Origin of the sequence: Saccharibacillus endophyticus (assembly GCF_013185185.1) — a bacterium.
GTDB lineage: Bacteria > Bacillota > Bacilli > Paenibacillales > Paenibacillaceae > Saccharibacillus > Saccharibacillus endophyticus.
The window spans coordinates 1,048,339-1,064,540 of record NZ_JAAZWE010000002.1; the positions used below are offsets into that span (position 1 = coordinate 1,048,339).

The following is a 16,202-nucleotide window of genomic DNA, read 5'->3' on the forward strand; positions in this document are numbered from 1 at the left end:
GCATCTATTATCGTCAAATTCTGTAAAAAACAAAAAGCCCGATCTTCCATAAAGAAGACCGGGTTCGTTTGGCGCCATCGATTCGGCTTATTTTTCGAACGGATACTTCAGTCCCCACTGCCCGCGCACGTTATCGAGCAACCGCATGATGCCCAGCGACTCGGCCAACGTGATGACGGTGCTCTCGTGACGGCCTTCCAGCAGCGCGCGGCCGACTTCTTCCGCTTCATACGCATAGCCTTTGATGCCGCGGTCTTCGCGATCGTCCGTGATTTTCACCGGCTCTTCGCCGTTGACGTACAGCGTCGCTTCCTTGGCAAACAGGAATTGCGGGATATGGATATACCCCTTCGTGCCGTGGATGAACGCGTCGTTCGGGAAGTTCACGCGCACGCCGCCGTGCAGCGAAGCCGTTTTGCCGTCGCCGTAATCCAGCAGGATCGTGAAGTGCTCGTCGACTCCCGTTTCGCCGATATGCGCCGTGGTCCAGACGTTATTCGGGTTCGGCCCGAGCACCATCGAGGCAAAAGATACCGGATAAATGCCCGCGTCCAGCAGCGCCCCGCCGCCCAGCTCCGGATTCAGCAAACGACCTTCCGGATTCCAGCCCGCATCGAAACCGAACTCGGCTTTCACGATGCGCACGTCGCCGATCTTGTCGTCGCTCAACCATTGACGCACCTGCTCGATCGGCGGCAGGAAACGCGACCACATGGCTTCCATCAAGAACAGCTTTTTCTCGCGCGCCGAATGGATCAGCTCGTCCAGTTCGCCCGCGCTCACCGTGAACGGCTTTTCGCACAGTACGGCTTTGCCTCCTTCAAGAGCGGTCAGAACGTTTTCTTTATGAAAAGGATGCGGGGTCGCTACATAGATCGCATCCACGTTCGGATCATTCGCCAGTTCTTCGTAGCTGCCGTGCGTAACCGGCGCTCCGAATTTCTCCGCAAATTTGTCGGCGCTTTCTTTCGTGCGCGAACCGATCGCGTACAGCTCGCCGTTCGAAGCATGCTTCAGATCGGCTGCGAACTGCTCGGCGATCCAGCCCGTACCCAGAATGCCCCACTTGATCTTACCGTTTGCCGCCTCGCTCATCGTGAATCCTCCTTGAAATAGAAATCGTTTTCGGCTTACGTTTCGGCGCGGCGCTTTTTCGAACCCCGATGCGTCCCGCGCGTGATGTAAGCCTTTCCTTGTACACTTTACCAGATCGAACGTTGAAAAGGTAGCGAGGTGGGGAAGAAGCCTTTTTATTGGCTTCTAAAAGTCAGGGGACGTGCGGTTGGGTGAGAGGTCGTGCGGGGCGCTGCGGAGGGGATTCGTTTCGGTCGCGTGTTGCAATTGGGAAAATGGATTGGATTGTAGTAAGGAATTTTCCCAATTGCAAAGGCGAACATTTCATTCCTCCACTGAATCCCCTCCTCCGCTTCTGCGACGACTTATCCAACCAACCTTATGTTCCCCCGACGGCAAAAGCCGCCTTGCGGCTTCTTCTTGGGGATAAGAAGAAGGGCAAGGCGGCTATTTTAGGGGTTTAGGGGATGGGTGAATAGAGAATTCGAATCAAGGTTGTTGCAGTTGAAACGATGTACGGTAAGCTTTAAGGTCATAAGATCGTAGAACTACTCTAAGCGGTTAAACAAATACTTTAGCAAAAGGCTTCCCACAGAAAGCCTCCAGCCAAAGACCCTACCCAAAGATCGAACAAAATCTTTCGCTTCTTATGAATAAGATCTGCCCGCCGAGACGATCGGAAAGTCGAGGCTGCTTTTCCCTACCCCTTTTTTAAAGAGGTAGGCGGAAGTTCCGGTTTGGCCGAAGCGTAGCGGGCGGCGTAGGGGGAATTCAGTGAGAGACGCCTTTGAGCCGGGAAAGCCGAAGGCTTTCTCGACGAAACAGCGGCTCGAACGAATTCCCCCGCAGCCGCCCGCCCAGCTTCCCCCAAACGAACAGGAACTTCAAGCTTAGCCTCTTTTCCGACGAGTCATGACGTCGAAGATTACGGCTGCGGCCAAGACGCCGCCGCGGATCATGTACTGGTAAGAGATGCCGACGCCCAGCAGGTTCATGCCGCTGGACAGGGACGCCATAACGACCGCGCCGATGATGGAGCCGGTGACTTTGCCGACGCCGCCGGCTGCGGATACGCCGCCGACGTAAGCGGCCGCGATCGCGTCAAGCTCGAACAGCGTGCCTGCGGTCGTCGTCGCGGATTGCAGACGGGCCGTGTACAGGATGCCGGACAGGGCGGACAGCATGCCCATGGAGCCGAATACGATATACGTGATCTTTTTAACGTTGATGCCGCTCAGGTGAGCCGCTTCCGGGTTGCTGCCGACCGCGTAGATATGGCGGCCGAGCACCGTTTTGGTCGTCAGGAAGTGGTAGATCGCCACGACCAGCAGGGTGATTACGACCGTCCAGGAGAACCCGTTGTAGCCTGCGAGAATCCAGGTCAGGTACGCGATGATCGCGGATACGAAGATCAGCTTGATCGCGAAAATCTTGTTGGAAGGCACTTCGAATTTGTATTTGATCTTTTGCGAGCGCTTGGAGATTTCGGCGTACACGAAGTACAGGATAACCAGGGCGCCGAGGATCAGCGAGAGCACGTTCAGTCCGGCGATATGGCCCAGCGAAGGCAGGAAGCCGTTGCCGAGCGCGTTGAACGTGTCGTCTTTGACGATGATCGTGCCTGTTTTCTCCGTCACTTGCAGCAGCGCGCCCCGGAAGATCAGCATCGCCGCCAGCGACGAGACGAAGGCCGGAATGCCGACCGACGCGACCAGCACGCCGTTGAACATGCCGATCACGATACCGAGGATCAGGATGATCGGAATGGTGAAGTAAACGGGAACGCCGAGCTGCGACAGCATGATCGCGGCGATCGCGCCCATGAAGCCGGCGGCGAAACCGACTGACAAGTCGATATGCCGGATGACGATAACGAGCGTCATGCCGACCGCCAACACGGCGATATAGCCGGTAGCGTCAAGCAGGTTACTGATATTCCGCGAGGACATGAAAAGTCCGTCGGTCATGATCGTGAACGTCAGCATGATGACGAACAAAGCGATATACATGCCGTAATCGCGGATATTTACTTTGAGCAAAGATTTGGCTTCTTGAAAGAAGTTCACGGTTTTCCCCTCCTGCATCCTATTGCGTGGTTTTTACGGTCGAACTTTTTTACTGCGTCGCGAACTCCATGATTTTTTCCTGATCGGCGTCTTCGGCCGCGATCTCGCCTTTGATCCGGCCTTCGGCCATGACGTAGATCCGGTCGCTCATGCCGAGCACCTCGCCGAGTTCGGACGAGATCATGATGATGCTCATGCCCTGGGCGATCAGCTTGTTCATGATGGTGTAAATTTCGAACTTGGCGCCGACGTCGATACCGCGCGTCGGTTCGTCGAGAATCAACAGCTGCGGGCCGACGAACAGCCATTTGCCGAGCGATACTTTCTGCTGGTTGCCGCCGCTCAGGTTGCCGACGAGTTGTTCGACGGAAGGCGCTTTGATATTCATGGACGCCTTGTATTCGTTGGCGACTTTGACTTCTTCGTTGTCGTTGATGATGCCGCCCGGCGCGATGCCTTTGAGGTTGGCCGCGCTGACGTTGCTTTTGATGTCCTGGATCAGGAACAGCCCGTCGCCTTTGCGGTCTTCGGTCACGTAGGCGATGCCGGCCTTGATAGCGTCGCTGGTATGGCCGAAGCGCGTGCGCTTGCCGTCCACGTACAGCTCGCCGTCCAGTTTGTAATTTCTCGGATTGCCGAAAATGCTGAGCGCGAACTCCGTACGGCCCGAGCCCATAAGGCCCGCGATGCCGACGATCTCGCCTTTTTTCACATAGAGGTCGACGTTCTTGACGATGTTCCGGCCGAGCTGCGGATCGTAAGCGGTCCAGTTCTTGACCTCGAGGATGTGGTTGCCGAACTTTTTGTCGGGCCGCTTCGGATAGATGTCTTCGATATCGCGTCCGACCATGTTTTTGATGATCGAAGCTTCGGTAATTTCGCCTTTGGACGCATCCAGCGTGCAGATCGTTTTACCGTCGCGGATAACCGTCGCTTTGTCCGCGATCGCGATGACTTCTTTCAGCTTGTGGGAGATCATGATGCAGGTGATGCCCTGGTTTTTCAGTTCGCGCAGCAGATCGAGCAAGTTTTCGCTGTCGTTCTCGTTGAGCGCCGCGGTCGGTTCGTCCAGGATCAGCAGCTTGACGTTTTTGCTGAGCGTTTTGGCGATTTCGACGAGCTGCTGCTTGCCGACGCCGAGGTCGCGGATCAGCGTCTCGGGGTTGACGTTCAGCTTGACCTTTTGCAGCATTTTCCGCGCTTCGATGATCGTCTCGTTCCAATCGATCACGCCGCCGCGCTTGACCTCGTTGCCCGCGAAAATATTCTCGTACACGCTGAGGTCCGGGAACAAAGCCAGCTCTTGATAGATGATCGCGATGCCCGTTTTGACGCTGTCGTTAATCTTCGCGAACTGCTGCACCGTGCCTTCGTAAACGATGTCGCCCTCATATGTGCCGTACGGGTAGACCCCGCTCAACACCTTCATCAATGTCGATTTGCCTGCGCCGTTTTCGCCGACCAGGAAATGAATTTCGCCTTTCTTGACTTGGAAATTCACGTCGGACAGCGCTTTGACGCCGGTGAAGTTTTTGGAAATATTGCGCATTTCGAGAATGTTGCCGCCCGAACCTTCCGATATCGGCCCGTTCGTTTTTTGCAGGTTGGTTCCGCCCATTTCTATCGCACCCCTTACCGCCTTGTTTACCGGGAAAGAGGAACGGGGGCGTCCCCGTCCCTGCTTTTCAGCCGGCTGTTTGTTGAACTTACAGGCCCGTGAAGTCTTCCGCTTTGTAGTAGTCGGAATCGATCAGTTCTTTTTGCACGTTTTCTTTGTCGACGACGATAACGTCGGTTTGCTTCGCTTTGACGTCGACTTCGCCGTTGTTGTACGAACCTGTCGTTTCCGGCGTTTTGCCGTCGAGTACTTCGACTGCCATGCCCATCGCGTCTTTAACGAGCGTGCGCACGTCTTTGAAGACCGTCATGGATTGTTTGCCGTCGATGATGTACTGGATCGAAGCCTGCTCGGCGTCTTGACCCGTAATCACGAAGCTCGTTACCGCGCTGTCGGAACCGAATACGTCGGCGATCGAACGTGCTGTGCCGTCATTCGGAGCCAGGATCGATACGTCGCCTTTCATGTCCGCGGCGGCTGCCGTCAGGTGGGTTTGAGCTTTGTTTTTAGCTTCGTTCGGGTCCCAGTTCGTCGTCACTTGGCCGATGATGCTGCTCATTTGGTCGCGAGTCAGGTCTTTCGTGTCTTTCAGCTTTTCAGCTTCCGTGGAGTTCGCGATTTTGAACGTGCCGTCCGCGATCTTCGGCTGCAGCACTTCCCAAGCGCCTTGGAAGAACAGGAACGCGTTGTTGTCCGTAGCGGCGCCCGCATACAGGTAAAGCGGTTGGCCGCTGCCTTTTGCATGATCGATCAGGTACTGGCCTTGAGCCGCGCCTACCGCGAGGCTGTCGAAGGTCACGTAGTAGTCGACCGCGTCCGTGCTGGTGATCAAACGGTCGTACGAGATCACCGTTACGCCGTCTTTTTTCGCCGCTTCCACGGCTGCCGCCGCGGCGTCGCCGTCCTGCGGGCAGATGATCAGCACTTTGATGCCTTTATTCAGCAGCGTTTCCACGTTTTCTTTTTCTTTCGCGGAAGAGCCTTGGCTGAACAGGATTTCCGTCGTGTATTTGCTGCCCGACAGCGCGTCTTTGAAGCGCTGCTCGTCCTGCACCCATCTCGGCTCGTCTTTGGTCGGCAGTACGATGCCGACGCTTACGCTTCCTCCGCTGCCGCTTGTTCCGCCGCCGTTGCCGCACGCGGTTGCGACGATCGAGAACACCATGACCGCAACGAGGAGCACAATCCCCTTAAACTGTTTTCTCAACTGAACGATCCCCTTTCGGTTTGTCTGAATAGGTTGCAATGTGTTGTTTTCTTCTGGCAAGATCAACTATAGCATCGCATCGGGCAAGTGTAAGCGCTTATCATTAGCACTCTTTTGCTACCGTCTGTACTTTTTTAAGGCCAAATAGAAAGCGCTTGCAAAAATGTGCAGACAAACGGATTGCCGATGTTCGAACGGAGGGCTACGGGGCTGTTCAGGCCCGTGCTTCCGTATAACAAAAAAATGCTGCGGCAATCCATCATTTTTCGCTTGTTCCGCCTCCGAGAAGGAACAAGTACGCAAAATGATGGCTGCTTGCAGCATTCTGTTCGTTTTTTTGAAAATATAGAGTCAAAATAAAGGATTTGCGCAATATTTCGCTTCAAACGCCTGCTGGCTTGCATACGGACGACAGTTAATCGTTGGCGTTTTCCGCACCGTACACGTCCTCCCGCGAATGAAAGCCGTCCGCGATCACCGTCTCGTCGATGTTCGACGCATCGACGGCGATCGGCGGCAGCAGGACGGAAGGAACCTCGATCTTGCCGTTGTTCACTCGCCGGGTCGCGGCAGGCTGCTCGCCTTTTGCCAACGCAACCGCAAACTTTGCCGTCTCCTCCGCCAAACGTCCGATCGGTTTGTAAACGGTCATCGTCTGCGTGCCCGCAACGATCCGACGGATCGAGGCCAGGTCGGCATCCTGACCCGCGACCGGAATGCGACCCGCCAAACCGTTTTTCTCCAATACCTGCACCGCTCCCCCGGCAGTGGCGTCATTGGCGACGATTACGGCATCGATTCCGTCGCTGCCGTTCGCCTCCAACGCCTCGCGCATATTTTCCGACGCATAGACGGGCTTCCAATCTTTCGACCATTGATCGTACACGACGCGGATATCGCCTCGATCGATCGACGGCTGCAGCGCATCGAATGCGCCTTCTTTGAATTGACGCGCATTGTTGTCCGTATCGGCGCCTCCGATGTAGACGTAATTGCCCTTCGGCACAAGCTTCATGATCGCTTCGGCCTGCAATCGTCCCACCTCGATATTATCGAACGATACGTACAAATCGACATCCGCATTGGTCACGAGCCGATCGTAAGACAGCACCTTAATACCCGCTTTGTGCGCTTTGCTGACAATGGCGGCGGTCGCTTCCGCATTATGCGGCACGATGACCAGCACGTCGACGCCTTGGCTGATCATCGTTTCGGCCTGCGCGATCTGCCTGGCGTCGTCGCCGTTGGCCGACTTGACGACCACTTCCGCGCCGAGTTTCTCCGCCGCTTCCACGAACAGGTCGCGGTCTTTTTTCCAGCGTTCCTCAAGCAAGGTGTCCATGGTGAAGCCGATAACGAGCGGTTCGCCGGACGGCTTGAGACCGGGCAGCGCCGCAGAAGCCGGATCTTCGCTTGAGCTTTTTCCGGGATCTGCTTCTTCGGAAGTCTCCTGACCTGTACCCGTGCCTTTTTGCGGCTCCGTTTCCCCGTTTCCGTTCTCCGTTATCGCCGCGGCCGATTGGTCATCCCCGGCCGGCGAAGGCTCATTTCCCGAACAGGCGGACAGCAGCGCGATCGCGAGCGCCGACAACATCACGAGCAGCACCAGCGGATACCGCGTGAAAAACGTTCGGCTGCCGCTCTCCTTTCCGGTTCCCGTAACCGTCATTCGCCACCTCCGAGCAGCGCCTTCCGATATTCCGTCGGCGATAGATCGCACATCTTTTTGAACACCTTGCTGAAGTAGTTCGGATCGTGGTAACCCACTTCGAACGTAATCTCTTTCAGACTGCGCGCCGGGTCGCTCATCAACTTCTTCGCTTTGTCGATCCGGCATTCGGTCAGGAAATCGATGTAGTTCACGCCGACCTGCTCTTTGAACAATTTGCTGATGTAAAAAGGACTTAGCTCGAACTTCTCCCCGATCCCTTCCAGCGAGATGTCCTCATGCGAATGCTCGGCGATGTACTGTTTGATCCGCCGCACCGTATCGGGCTTGATCCGCTCCAGATGCTCCGCATACGCCTGTTTGATCCGATCCAGAATCGCTCCCGTTTCCGCCCGCAGCTGACGGTAATCCTGAGCCTGGAACGAAAACGTCGGCGTCCCGATCTCCACGCCCATCTCCGCAAGCACCCGCGACGATACCCATAACCGCTCCGATACGCGCTGCTGCGCATGCAGGCGATCGGCTCCTTCGCTTTCGCAGCGGCGCAGAAAGTCGAGCGTTTCGGTGCGAATACCGTCCCAATCCCTTATCCGAATCTGCTCGAAAAAGTGCTGCTCCCAACGCTTGTCCGGCAGGTCCAGCAGCGATTCGCCCGTTCCGACGGCGCCGGGCTCCGGCTTGTCGACATACAGTCGATAGCGCACCGGCTGCGTGGGATCCGGCGTCGCCAGCAGCGCTTCGCGGTAGGACTGACGCACCTGCGACAGCGATTCGCAGACGTTGCCTACGCCGACGAACCACCCGTCCCGAACATGGCGGCCGCCTGTTTCGAGCACCATTTTCGCAAGCTCCGATGCCTGCACGCGGAAGGAACGGCTGTTGTCGCGGAAAGCAATAATCGGAATCTGGCGGCCGTATAAAGCTCCTACCCATCCGGCGCCTTCCCTTCTCACCAGATCGCGAATCGAGCCGTAAGCGCCGTCCGATCCTTCGGGCACCAACACCGACAAAGCAAAGGTCTGGCTGCCCGCATCCGCGCCGAGCCACGACACCAACTCGTCCGAATGCACTTCGTGCACATGGTCGAACAATAGCTGCGTCACGATGTCCGTCTCGATCACCGGCATCACCCGCGCAAGCGTGTCTTCCCGCAACCGGCTGCGTTCGCGCTCACGCTTCTCTTCATCGATCTGCTCCAGCACGCGGCCGACCGTTTTTTTGATCTCGGTCGCTTTGCTCGGTTTGAGCAGATAATCCTTCACGCCCAACTTTAGCGCGCGGCGCGCGTAATCGAACGTATCGTAAGCGGTCACCATGACGATCTTGATATCCGGATATTTGTCGCCAATAATCTCCGTCGCTTCCAATCCGTCCATGCCCGGCATTTTGATATCCATCAGAATCAGGTCCGGTCCGAAAGACTCCGCAAGCTCTACCGCCATTTTCCCGTTTTTCGCCTGCTCGATGACCAGATCCGGGAATCCTTTGCGCAAAATAGCTTCCAGCCCTTCGCGGCCGACCTGCTCGTCATCCACGATCAATAGCTTTATCATAGGTGTCGCTTCTCCTTGTTTTCGGTAATTTGAGCAGAACCCGCACGCCGCGGCCTTGTCCGCTATGAATCTCGATCACGTCCGATACGCCGTAAAATAATCTCAGGCGCCTCACCACATTGCCGAAGCCGATTCCCGTCGAATGCCCTTCCGGCTGCATGTCGCGTTCTTCCAGAATGCCGCGAATCTTTTCTTCGTGCATCCCCGGCCCGTCGTCGGCAATCTCCACCGCGACATGGTCGCCCGCATCCGCGATCGTCACCGTAATCGTTCCTCCGTTTTCCGCAGGTTCGATCGCGTGAATGACTGCGTTCTCCACAATCGGCTGCAGCGTCAATCCCGGCATCTGCACGGCCAGACAGCTCTCGTCGATCTCCGTGACCAGATTCAGCCGCTCCGTAAAGCGCGCCGATTGGATCTCCATATACTGCCGCATCACGCGCACCTCATCGTACAGCGTCACCGCGCGATCCAACCGCTTGAGATTATAACGCAGAAGCCCCGCCACGCTTACCAGCAGGTCGCTTGTCTCCTCCGCCCCTTCCAGAAAAGCCTTTTTGGACAGCGTGTCGAGAATATTGAACAGGAAATGCGGGTTGATCTGGCTCTGCAAACTGCGAAGCTGGCTTTCTTGAAGCAGCAGTTGGCTTTGCTGCAGCTCGCTTTTCAGCCGTGCTTTTTCTTTCATTTCGAGGATCAGATTGTTGATGTTCACCCGCATGCGCTCGAATGTCGTCGCCAGAAAAGAAATCTCGTCCGACGAGTTCACGACGATCTGCCGTTCGAATTTGCCTTTGGCCAGCTCTTGCGCTGCTTTCGTCAATTGCTGAACCGGCCTTGTGATGCTGAGCGAAAACCAATAAGTGAACAGCAGCAGACCGAACGTGATGGCAAGCAGTATCCAGATCCCGAACTTTTTCAACTCTTCGGCTTGCTCGATGATGCTGCGGTAGAACCGCTCGTACGTGTTCAGTTCGATATCGATCAGCTGCAGCGTCATCTCCGATATATAACGGGAAACGCGCGTCGCCTCCGCAAAAGCCTTCGACGATTCCTCGGTCTCGCGCTCGGATTTGAACATGATCGATCGGTCCGTCGTTTCAATAAGACTATCGATCAGGTTCATGTAGCTGGTCAGCGCGAAATCGTTCTCTTCGTTGCGCAGCACGCCGACCGAGCTTTGCGCTTCCCGCAGCTGCTGTTCGCCGCGCCGCAAGCTGCTCAGATTCCCTTCGGTCGGCGTCAGCAGATAGATATTGAGCGCGTTGACCGTCTGGCGGCTGGCCGTCGTGACCTCGTTCATGATCAGGTAACGCTGAAGAATCTCGTTATATTGATCCTGCGTCTTCTGGTTGTAGTAGGTGAGCATCATCCAGATCGAAGCCATGATGAACATGACAATGGCCGTCAACGTCCAGATTTTTCGCTGAATTCCGATCATTGCGCATCCTCCGTCGTCAACATGCGAACATCGGTCAGATAGCCCCCGGCGTCAAGCGGAACAGTCTCGCCCTCCAGCCACTGCACCATCATTCGCACGCCGGTCTCTCCCATCTCCGACGGAGATTGCTGAACGACTCCGTCCAGCTTCCCCTGCCGCAGCAAAGCCAGGATATCGGGATTATCGTCGAAAGAGTAGATATGATACGGCGCCACCTGCGAGCGTCGGCCGATCTCCTGCACCATGGCCGGCGTCAAGTTGGCATCCACCGATATGAAGGCGTTTACATCAGGGAAATGGTTCATTACGTTCTGCGTCGCGGCCGCAATCTTTTCCTCTTCGTCCGAGCTGGTCACGTATTCGATACGGATACCGGGATGCCGGTCCAGTATGCCGCGAATGCCTTCGACCCGCTGCCGCTGATCATATTCTTCGCGTTGATCGCCCATCAGGACTACCGTGCCCCTGTCGCCCATATCGGCAATCAGCGTATTCGCAATCAGCTCTCCGGCCGCCAAGGCATCCGAGCCGACATACGTTTTGCGCATGCTTTGGGACATCGGCACATCGCTTGCCACCGTAATGATCGGAATGCCGTAAAAAGCCGCTTTTACCTTCGTCAGACTATCGAACGCATCTTCGTCCATCCCCTGCACGATGATGCCGTCCACCTTCGAATCGATCGCGATCTCAAGCTGCTTCAAAAAGTCTTCCCGGTCTTCGCCGTACGTTCCCCACACTTCCAGATTCGCTCCCAGCCGCTGGGCTTCCGCCTCTGCCCCTTCGCCGACCTCGTTCCAGAACGGCGTGCCGAGATCCTGCGTGACGAGGACAAGCCGATAACGATCCTCTTCCCGATGCTGAAGCTGCGGCGGCTGCCAGGCGGATTGCACGAATCGAATCGCGGAGATCATGGTGAAAAAAAGAAAAATGGCGCAAATCGAACCCAACGCCAAGCTAATCGTCTTATGCAAGCTGTATCCCTCTTTTCATCCGGATAATTAAATTATAACATTTTATTCCAGTTCACCGAAAGATCAGAATATCCGCCGAGTTCCTTGGCAGTTTGTCTACTGTAGCAAATCAGTCGGCGTCTGAATAGATTTTTTTTGCAGAACTGCCTATGAAACTGTTTTTATCGTTCGTTTCGGAGTTTTCTTGTACGGGTAAGGTGCAACGAAGAGTCAATTGTCGGAACGTTCCCCGAGTCTGCGATAAAAGCAACCCAATCGAGGAGGAATTTATCATGACGAAAAAGCCTTTAGGCAAAAAGCATCTGGTCGCCTCATTCGCATGCGGTGCCGTATTGTTCTCCGGACTTTCCGCTGCAGCGGCCGATACGTCGGTATCCGCAATGATTTCCAAAGCGACATTCTTTGCGTTCGGCGAAAGACAAGCAGCTCCCGCGCCGACAGGCAGCAACGGCGCCAAATCTCCGGCCGCGCTGAATTACAACGGTACGACGTACGTTCCGGTACGCGCGATCGGCGACATGCTCGACGTTCCGGTATATTGGGATGCCGCGAATAATGCCATCTCGACAGGCAGCGCCAAAACGATCGTGAAAAGCGCGGACGGCACCGTGCACGGCAGCATTGATTTGATGGAGGAAAAAGGCGGGGTACGCGTTAAAGTGAGCTTGATGGATATTCCTGCGGGGCCGCACGGCATCCACGTCCATCAAATGCCGATCAAAAACAACGACTTCGCTACGGCGCTCGGCCATTTCAATCCGACCAAGCACGAGCACGGCCATAATAATCCGCAAGGCGCCCACGTCGGCGACTTTACCAAAAACTTGACCGCCGACAAAAACGGCAAAGCGGTGCAGGAGTTCTTCCTTGAAGGCGCTAATCTGCAGCCGGATAGTCCGATGTCCATCGCGGGTCGTTCGATTATCGTCCACGCGGGAGCGGACGATCAGAAGAGCGATCCGGCCGGAGATTCGGGGGATCGGATCGCGGGCGGGAATGTGCCGAAGTAACAGATCGGATTCGATTCGAAAAGTCAGGCACTCGAACAAACGCAAAAAAGGAGACCGCCGAATATACTCGGCCGTCTCCTTTTTCGCATATTCGGTTTCCGCGCCGCTTATTCTTCGGGCCAGCCGTCCGACGAATGACCGCCTAACCGGTCTTCGAAATGCCCGTACCGCTGCCATCGCAGTTCCATCTCCCGCAAAATTTCCGGAGCTTCGGCCCCGAACCCTTGCATCGGAATATTGACCGGCATCGAGACGAGGCCGCGGTTGGCTTTCATCAATCCCCGCATGAAGCCGCTTCGGCGCGACAGAAAGTCTTGCGCGTTATGCAGATCGATCCCGATGTACGGCTGGTTCATCAGCGTATAAGGTTCGATTTTGCTGATCTCGGTCCAAGCTACGAATCCGGCATTGGCCGCAGCCACCCGATCGTGCAGCCCTTTCTCGTCCAGCGTCAGGATCGGCGAGAACCGGAAGGCCCGGCGAACGCCGAACCCCATGCCCGTTACCCCCATCAGCAGCGATAAAATGCCCATGATTCCGCCGAAGATCGAATGGTCCGGCCCCGGACTGAAGCCGAGAACCATCAGATAGATGCCGACGGCGACGAACAGCAGACCGAACAACGCGATCTGCAGGGCTTTGCCCGGTTTCTGATAAAAATGAAGCGTGCGGCTTCCCTGCATCATCGTATCGCGCTCCATGCTTGTTCTCCTTTCTAATTATTCAGCCGATGTCAGCAATCCTTTTTCCGTCAAATATTCTTTAGCCACGTCTTCCGCCGAGCGCCCTTCCGCGTTGACCGCGTAGTTCATCTTCCGCATTTCGTCGTCGGTAATCTGTCCGCTCAGCACATTCAGCGTATCCGCCAGTTCCGGGTACTTATCCAGCGTTTCCTGAAGCATCAGCGGCGCGCCTTGGTAAGGAGGGAACAGACCTTTGTCGTCTTCCAGCACGGTCAGATCGTACTGCGCCAATTCGCTGTCGGTCGAGTACGCATCGAGCAGGTCGATATCGCCGCTTTCGATCGCTTGATAACGCAGCTTCGGCTCCATCGTGGATACCGTATGGAATTGGATGCCGTACAGCTCCTGTATGCCCAGATAGCCGTCTTCGCGATCCGAGAATTCAAGCGTGAAGCCCGCTTCGACATTGTTCTCGATCGGTTTGAGATCCGAGATCGTCGCTACCTGGTATTGATCCGCAAGACGCTTGGACATCGCCAGCGCATACGTATTGTTGTACGCCATCGGATCGAGCAGGGCCATATTGAATTCGCTTTTCATGCCGTCCCGCGCCTGGGCATACACTTCGGCGGCATCGGTGCTGGTCGCGGTGGTTTTCAGGAATTCGCTGATGGCCGTACCGGTAAACTCGGGATAAATGTCGATATCGCCGTTTTGCAAAGCCGCGAACACGAACGAAGTCTTCCCGAGTCCGGGCTTCAACTCGACCGTCAGATCCGTGTCCTGCTCGATCAGTTCTTTGTACATGTTGATCAAAATTTCCGGTTCCGGTCCCAGTTTGGCTCCGAGCACCAGATCCGCTTTGGCGGCTTGACCGAAAAGCGGGATAATCAGGAAAGCCGCGATGATAACCGCAAAGCCGCCGAGTGCCGCAAGCGAACGCTTGAGCGACAGCTTTTCCAGAAAACGAAGCACAAAGTCAAAAATAATCGCGAGCAGCGCCGCCGGAATCGCCCCGATCAGAATCAGGTTGGTGTCGTTGCGGTCGATGCCGAGCAGGATCAATTCGCCCAGGCCGCCGCCGCCGATCAACGCGGCCAGCGTGGCCGTTCCGATAATCAGCACGGTCGCGGTGCGAATGCCCGCCATGATGACGGGCATCGCCAGCGGCAATTCGACTTTGAACAACCGTTTTCGCCGGTTCATCCCCATCGCGTCGGCCGCTTCGATCAGCGAGGGATCGACGCCGCGCACTCCCGTATACGTGTTGCGCAGAATCGGGAGCAGCGCATAGATCACGAGCGCCACGACCGCCGGCACGCGCCCGATGCCGAGCAGCGGAATCATCAGGCCGAGCAGCGCCAAGGACGGAATCGTCTGAAGCACCGCGGTTACGCCGATAATGCCTTCCGCCGCGCGCGGCGTCCTTGCCAGCAGCAGTCCGAGCGGCACGGCAATCAACGCGGCGATCAGCAAAGAAATGAACGACAACACAATATGCTCGCCCAGCGTGCTCCATAATTGATCCTGCCGCTGCGAAAGAACGTCGAAGAAGGTATTCATCAGGCTTCGCCTCCTTCTTCAATTTCGCGGGCAATGCGCTTAAGCGTTCGTTCCCGATCCAGCAGGCCGATCACCTCGTCGCCCCGTCTCACCAACAAGCGTTTCTCGGCCGCAAAATGCCATAACAGTTCGCCCAACGCGGTATCCGCGCCGATGGTCACCGCGCCGTCGTTGGTAATCCGGCTATCCGGTTCCAACGGCTCCGCCAATTCTTCCGCCGTCAGATGCGAAGCGATTTCGCGATGGGTTCCCGATCCGGCCGCATCGCCCAAAAATTCCCGGACGAAATCGTTTGCCGGATGCTGCACGATCTCGTCCGGCGAGCCGATTTGCACGATTTTCCCGCCGTTCATCAGACAGACGCGATCGCCGAGTTTGATCGCTTCGCGCATATCGTGCGTCACGAAGACGATCGTTTTTCGAATCGAGCGCTGAAGCTCCAACAGGTCGTTTTGCAGCTTTTCGCGCGTGACCGGGTCAAGCGCGCTGAACGGCTCGTCCATCAGCAAGATATCCGGATCCGCCGCCAGCGCCCGAACGACGCCGACACGCTGCTGTTGTCCGCCGGACAGTTCGGAAGGAAGCTTGTCGCGATAGACGTCCGGGTCCAGTCCGACCATGCCCAGCAGTCGATTGACCGATTTTTCGATCTCCTCGCGAGGTTTCTTCATCAGTTCGGGAACCAGCGCCACGTTTTCGCCCACCGTCATATGCGGGAATAACGCGATCTGCTGAAGCACGTAACCGATATTCCAGCGCAGCTCGCTTAACTTGTAATCGTCGACGGGACGACCTTCGATACGGATCTGCCCGCTGCTGGTCTCGATCAGGCGGTTGATCGTTTTGAGCACCGTCGTTTTGCCGCAGCCGCTGGGACCGATCAGCACGAAGAACTCGCCTTTTTGGATCTCGAAAGACAATCCGTCGATAGCCTTACGGCCATCATCATACGTTTTGGTTACATGCTCGAATAGGATCATAGTTTTCTCCCAAGTAGATTGTCGTGGAATTCGTCTGTCATTCTCTTTTATCAATACCCGATTGTGGCGGCTTGGTATCACGGGAGGGAGAAAAACAAACTTTGAAAGTTACGTAGGCGGGGAAAGCGAGAAGACTGCGAGAGAAATTGCCAGCATACGCTTCCGAAGTGCATTTCTTCGAAATGATTTACAAGACGCTGTCTCACTCGGAAAAGGGATTGGATTTGAATAAGGAATTTTCCGAGTTCAAAGGCGTCTTGACCTGAATTTCTCTCTCCGTCTTCTCGCTTCCAGCTACGTTGGGGATTATTGACAAGGAAAAAGCCCCGGAATTTATTTTCCGGGGCTCGTATTTTATCTTTAT

12 protein-coding genes are annotated in these 16,202 nt (G+C 55.9%); 1 reads left to right on the plus strand and 11 read right to left on the minus strand.

Features of this window, described 5'->3' with window-relative positions; genetic code table 11:
- Positions 1-87: 87 nt before the first annotated feature.
- From HRQ63_RS10515 to HRQ63_RS10550, 8 genes are all read right to left on the minus strand, one after another.
- On the minus strand, positions 88-1,095 hold the full coding sequence (locus tag HRQ63_RS10515) for a Gfo/Idh/MocA family protein (protein WP_172242917.1): 1,008 nt from the start codon (positions 1,093-1,095) through the stop codon (positions 88-90).
- Between the two features lie 869 nt (positions 1,096-1,964).
- Complete coding sequence (locus HRQ63_RS10520; protein WP_172242920.1) at positions 1,965-3,140, minus strand: sugar ABC transporter permease; 1,176 nt, start codon at positions 3,138-3,140, stop codon at positions 1,965-1,967.
- Positions 3,141-3,189: 49 nt separating this feature from the next.
- Positions 3,190-4,758: a sugar ABC transporter ATP-binding protein gene (locus HRQ63_RS10525; protein ID WP_172242923.1), complete on the minus strand. Its 1,569-nt coding sequence runs from the start codon at positions 4,756-4,758 to the stop codon at positions 3,190-3,192.
- Positions 4,759-4,846: 88 nt separating this feature from the next.
- On the minus strand, positions 4,847-5,965 hold the full coding sequence (locus tag HRQ63_RS10530; protein WP_172242926.1) for a sugar ABC transporter substrate-binding protein: 1,119 nt from the start codon (positions 5,963-5,965) through the stop codon (positions 4,847-4,849).
- 415 nt (positions 5,966-6,380) lie between these two features.
- Positions 6,381-7,634 (minus strand): D-xylose ABC transporter substrate-binding protein, encoded by a 1,254-nt coding sequence (gene xylF / locus HRQ63_RS10535; RefSeq protein ID WP_229714126.1) that lies wholly within the window; start codon positions 7,632-7,634, stop codon positions 6,381-6,383.
- Positions 7,631-9,187: a response regulator gene (locus HRQ63_RS10540; RefSeq protein WP_172242929.1), complete on the minus strand. Its 1,557-nt coding sequence runs from the start codon at positions 9,185-9,187 to the stop codon at positions 7,631-7,633. Before HRQ63_RS10540 ends, xylF begins: the two co-directional genes overlap by 4 nt.
- Positions 9,162-10,628: a sensor histidine kinase gene (locus HRQ63_RS10545; RefSeq protein WP_172242932.1), complete on the minus strand. Its 1,467-nt coding sequence runs from the start codon at positions 10,626-10,628 to the stop codon at positions 9,162-9,164. The genes HRQ63_RS10540 and HRQ63_RS10545 overlap by 26 nt, the downstream gene beginning before the upstream one ends.
- Positions 10,625-11,602, minus strand: coding sequence for a sugar ABC transporter substrate-binding protein (locus HRQ63_RS10550; RefSeq protein WP_172242935.1), 978 nt, complete (start codon positions 11,600-11,602; stop codon positions 10,625-10,627). The genes HRQ63_RS10545 and HRQ63_RS10550 overlap by 4 nt, the downstream gene beginning before the upstream one ends.
- A 272-nt stretch (positions 11,603-11,874) precedes the next feature.
- Between HRQ63_RS10550 and HRQ63_RS10555 the strand changes: the two genes are divergently transcribed.
- Positions 11,875-12,612: a superoxide dismutase family protein gene (locus tag HRQ63_RS10555; RefSeq protein WP_172242938.1), complete on the plus strand. Its 738-nt coding sequence runs from the start codon at positions 11,875-11,877 to the stop codon at positions 12,610-12,612.
- A 107-nt stretch (positions 12,613-12,719) separates the two neighbouring features.
- Here the strand turns inward: HRQ63_RS10555 and HRQ63_RS10560 are convergent, their stop codons facing one another.
- From HRQ63_RS10560 to HRQ63_RS10570, 3 genes are read right to left on the minus strand one after another with little or no spacing between them, the layout of a single operon-like run.
- Positions 12,720-13,313, minus strand: coding sequence for an STM3941 family protein (locus HRQ63_RS10560; protein WP_172242941.1), 594 nt, complete (start codon positions 13,311-13,313; stop codon positions 12,720-12,722).
- 18 nt (positions 13,314-13,331) lie between these two features.
- Positions 13,332-14,858 carry an ABC transporter permease/substrate-binding protein gene (locus HRQ63_RS10565; protein ID WP_172242944.1) on the minus strand — a complete coding sequence of 509 codons (1,527 nt, stop codon included), beginning with the start codon at positions 14,856-14,858 and terminating at the stop codon, positions 13,332-13,334.
- On the minus strand, positions 14,858-15,838 hold the full coding sequence (locus tag HRQ63_RS10570; protein WP_172242947.1) for an ABC transporter ATP-binding protein: 981 nt from the start codon (positions 15,836-15,838) through the stop codon (positions 14,858-14,860). Before HRQ63_RS10570 ends, HRQ63_RS10565 begins: the two co-directional genes overlap by 1 nt.
- Positions 15,839-16,202 lie beyond the last annotated feature (364 nt).

What these genes read in the sequence shown, in the direction of transcription:
- HRQ63_RS10515 (WP_172242917.1), bottom strand. Translation starts at nt 1,095, where the DNA reads ATGAGCGAGGCGGCAAACGGTAAGATCAAGTGGGGCATTCTGGGTACG.
- HRQ63_RS10525 (WP_172242923.1), bottom strand. Translation starts at nt 4,758, where the DNA reads ATGGGCGGAACCAACCTGCAAAAAACGAACGGGCCGATATCGGAAGGT.
- xylF (WP_229714126.1), bottom strand. Translation starts at nt 7,634, where the DNA reads ATGACGGTTACGGGAACCGGAAAGGAGAGCGGCAGCCGAACGTTTTTC.
- HRQ63_RS10540 (WP_172242929.1), bottom strand. Translation starts at nt 9,187, where the DNA reads ATGATAAAGCTATTGATCGTGGATGACGAGCAGGTCGGCCGCGAAGGG.
- HRQ63_RS10545 (WP_172242932.1), bottom strand. Translation starts at nt 10,628, where the DNA reads ATGATCGGAATTCAGCGAAAAATCTGGACGTTGACGGCCATTGTCATG.
- HRQ63_RS10555 (WP_172242938.1), top strand. Translation starts at nt 11,875, where the DNA reads ATGACGAAAAAGCCTTTAGGCAAAAAGCATCTGGTCGCCTCATTCGCA.
- HRQ63_RS10560 (WP_172242941.1), bottom strand. Translation starts at nt 13,313, where the DNA reads ATGGAGCGCGATACGATGATGCAGGGAAGCCGCACGCTTCATTTTTAT.
- HRQ63_RS10565 (WP_172242944.1), bottom strand. Translation starts at nt 14,858, where the DNA reads ATGAATACCTTCTTCGACGTTCTTTCGCAGCGGCAGGATCAATTATGG.
- HRQ63_RS10570 (WP_172242947.1), bottom strand. Translation starts at nt 15,838, where the DNA reads ATGATCCTATTCGAGCATGTAACCAAAACGTATGATGATGGCCGTAAG.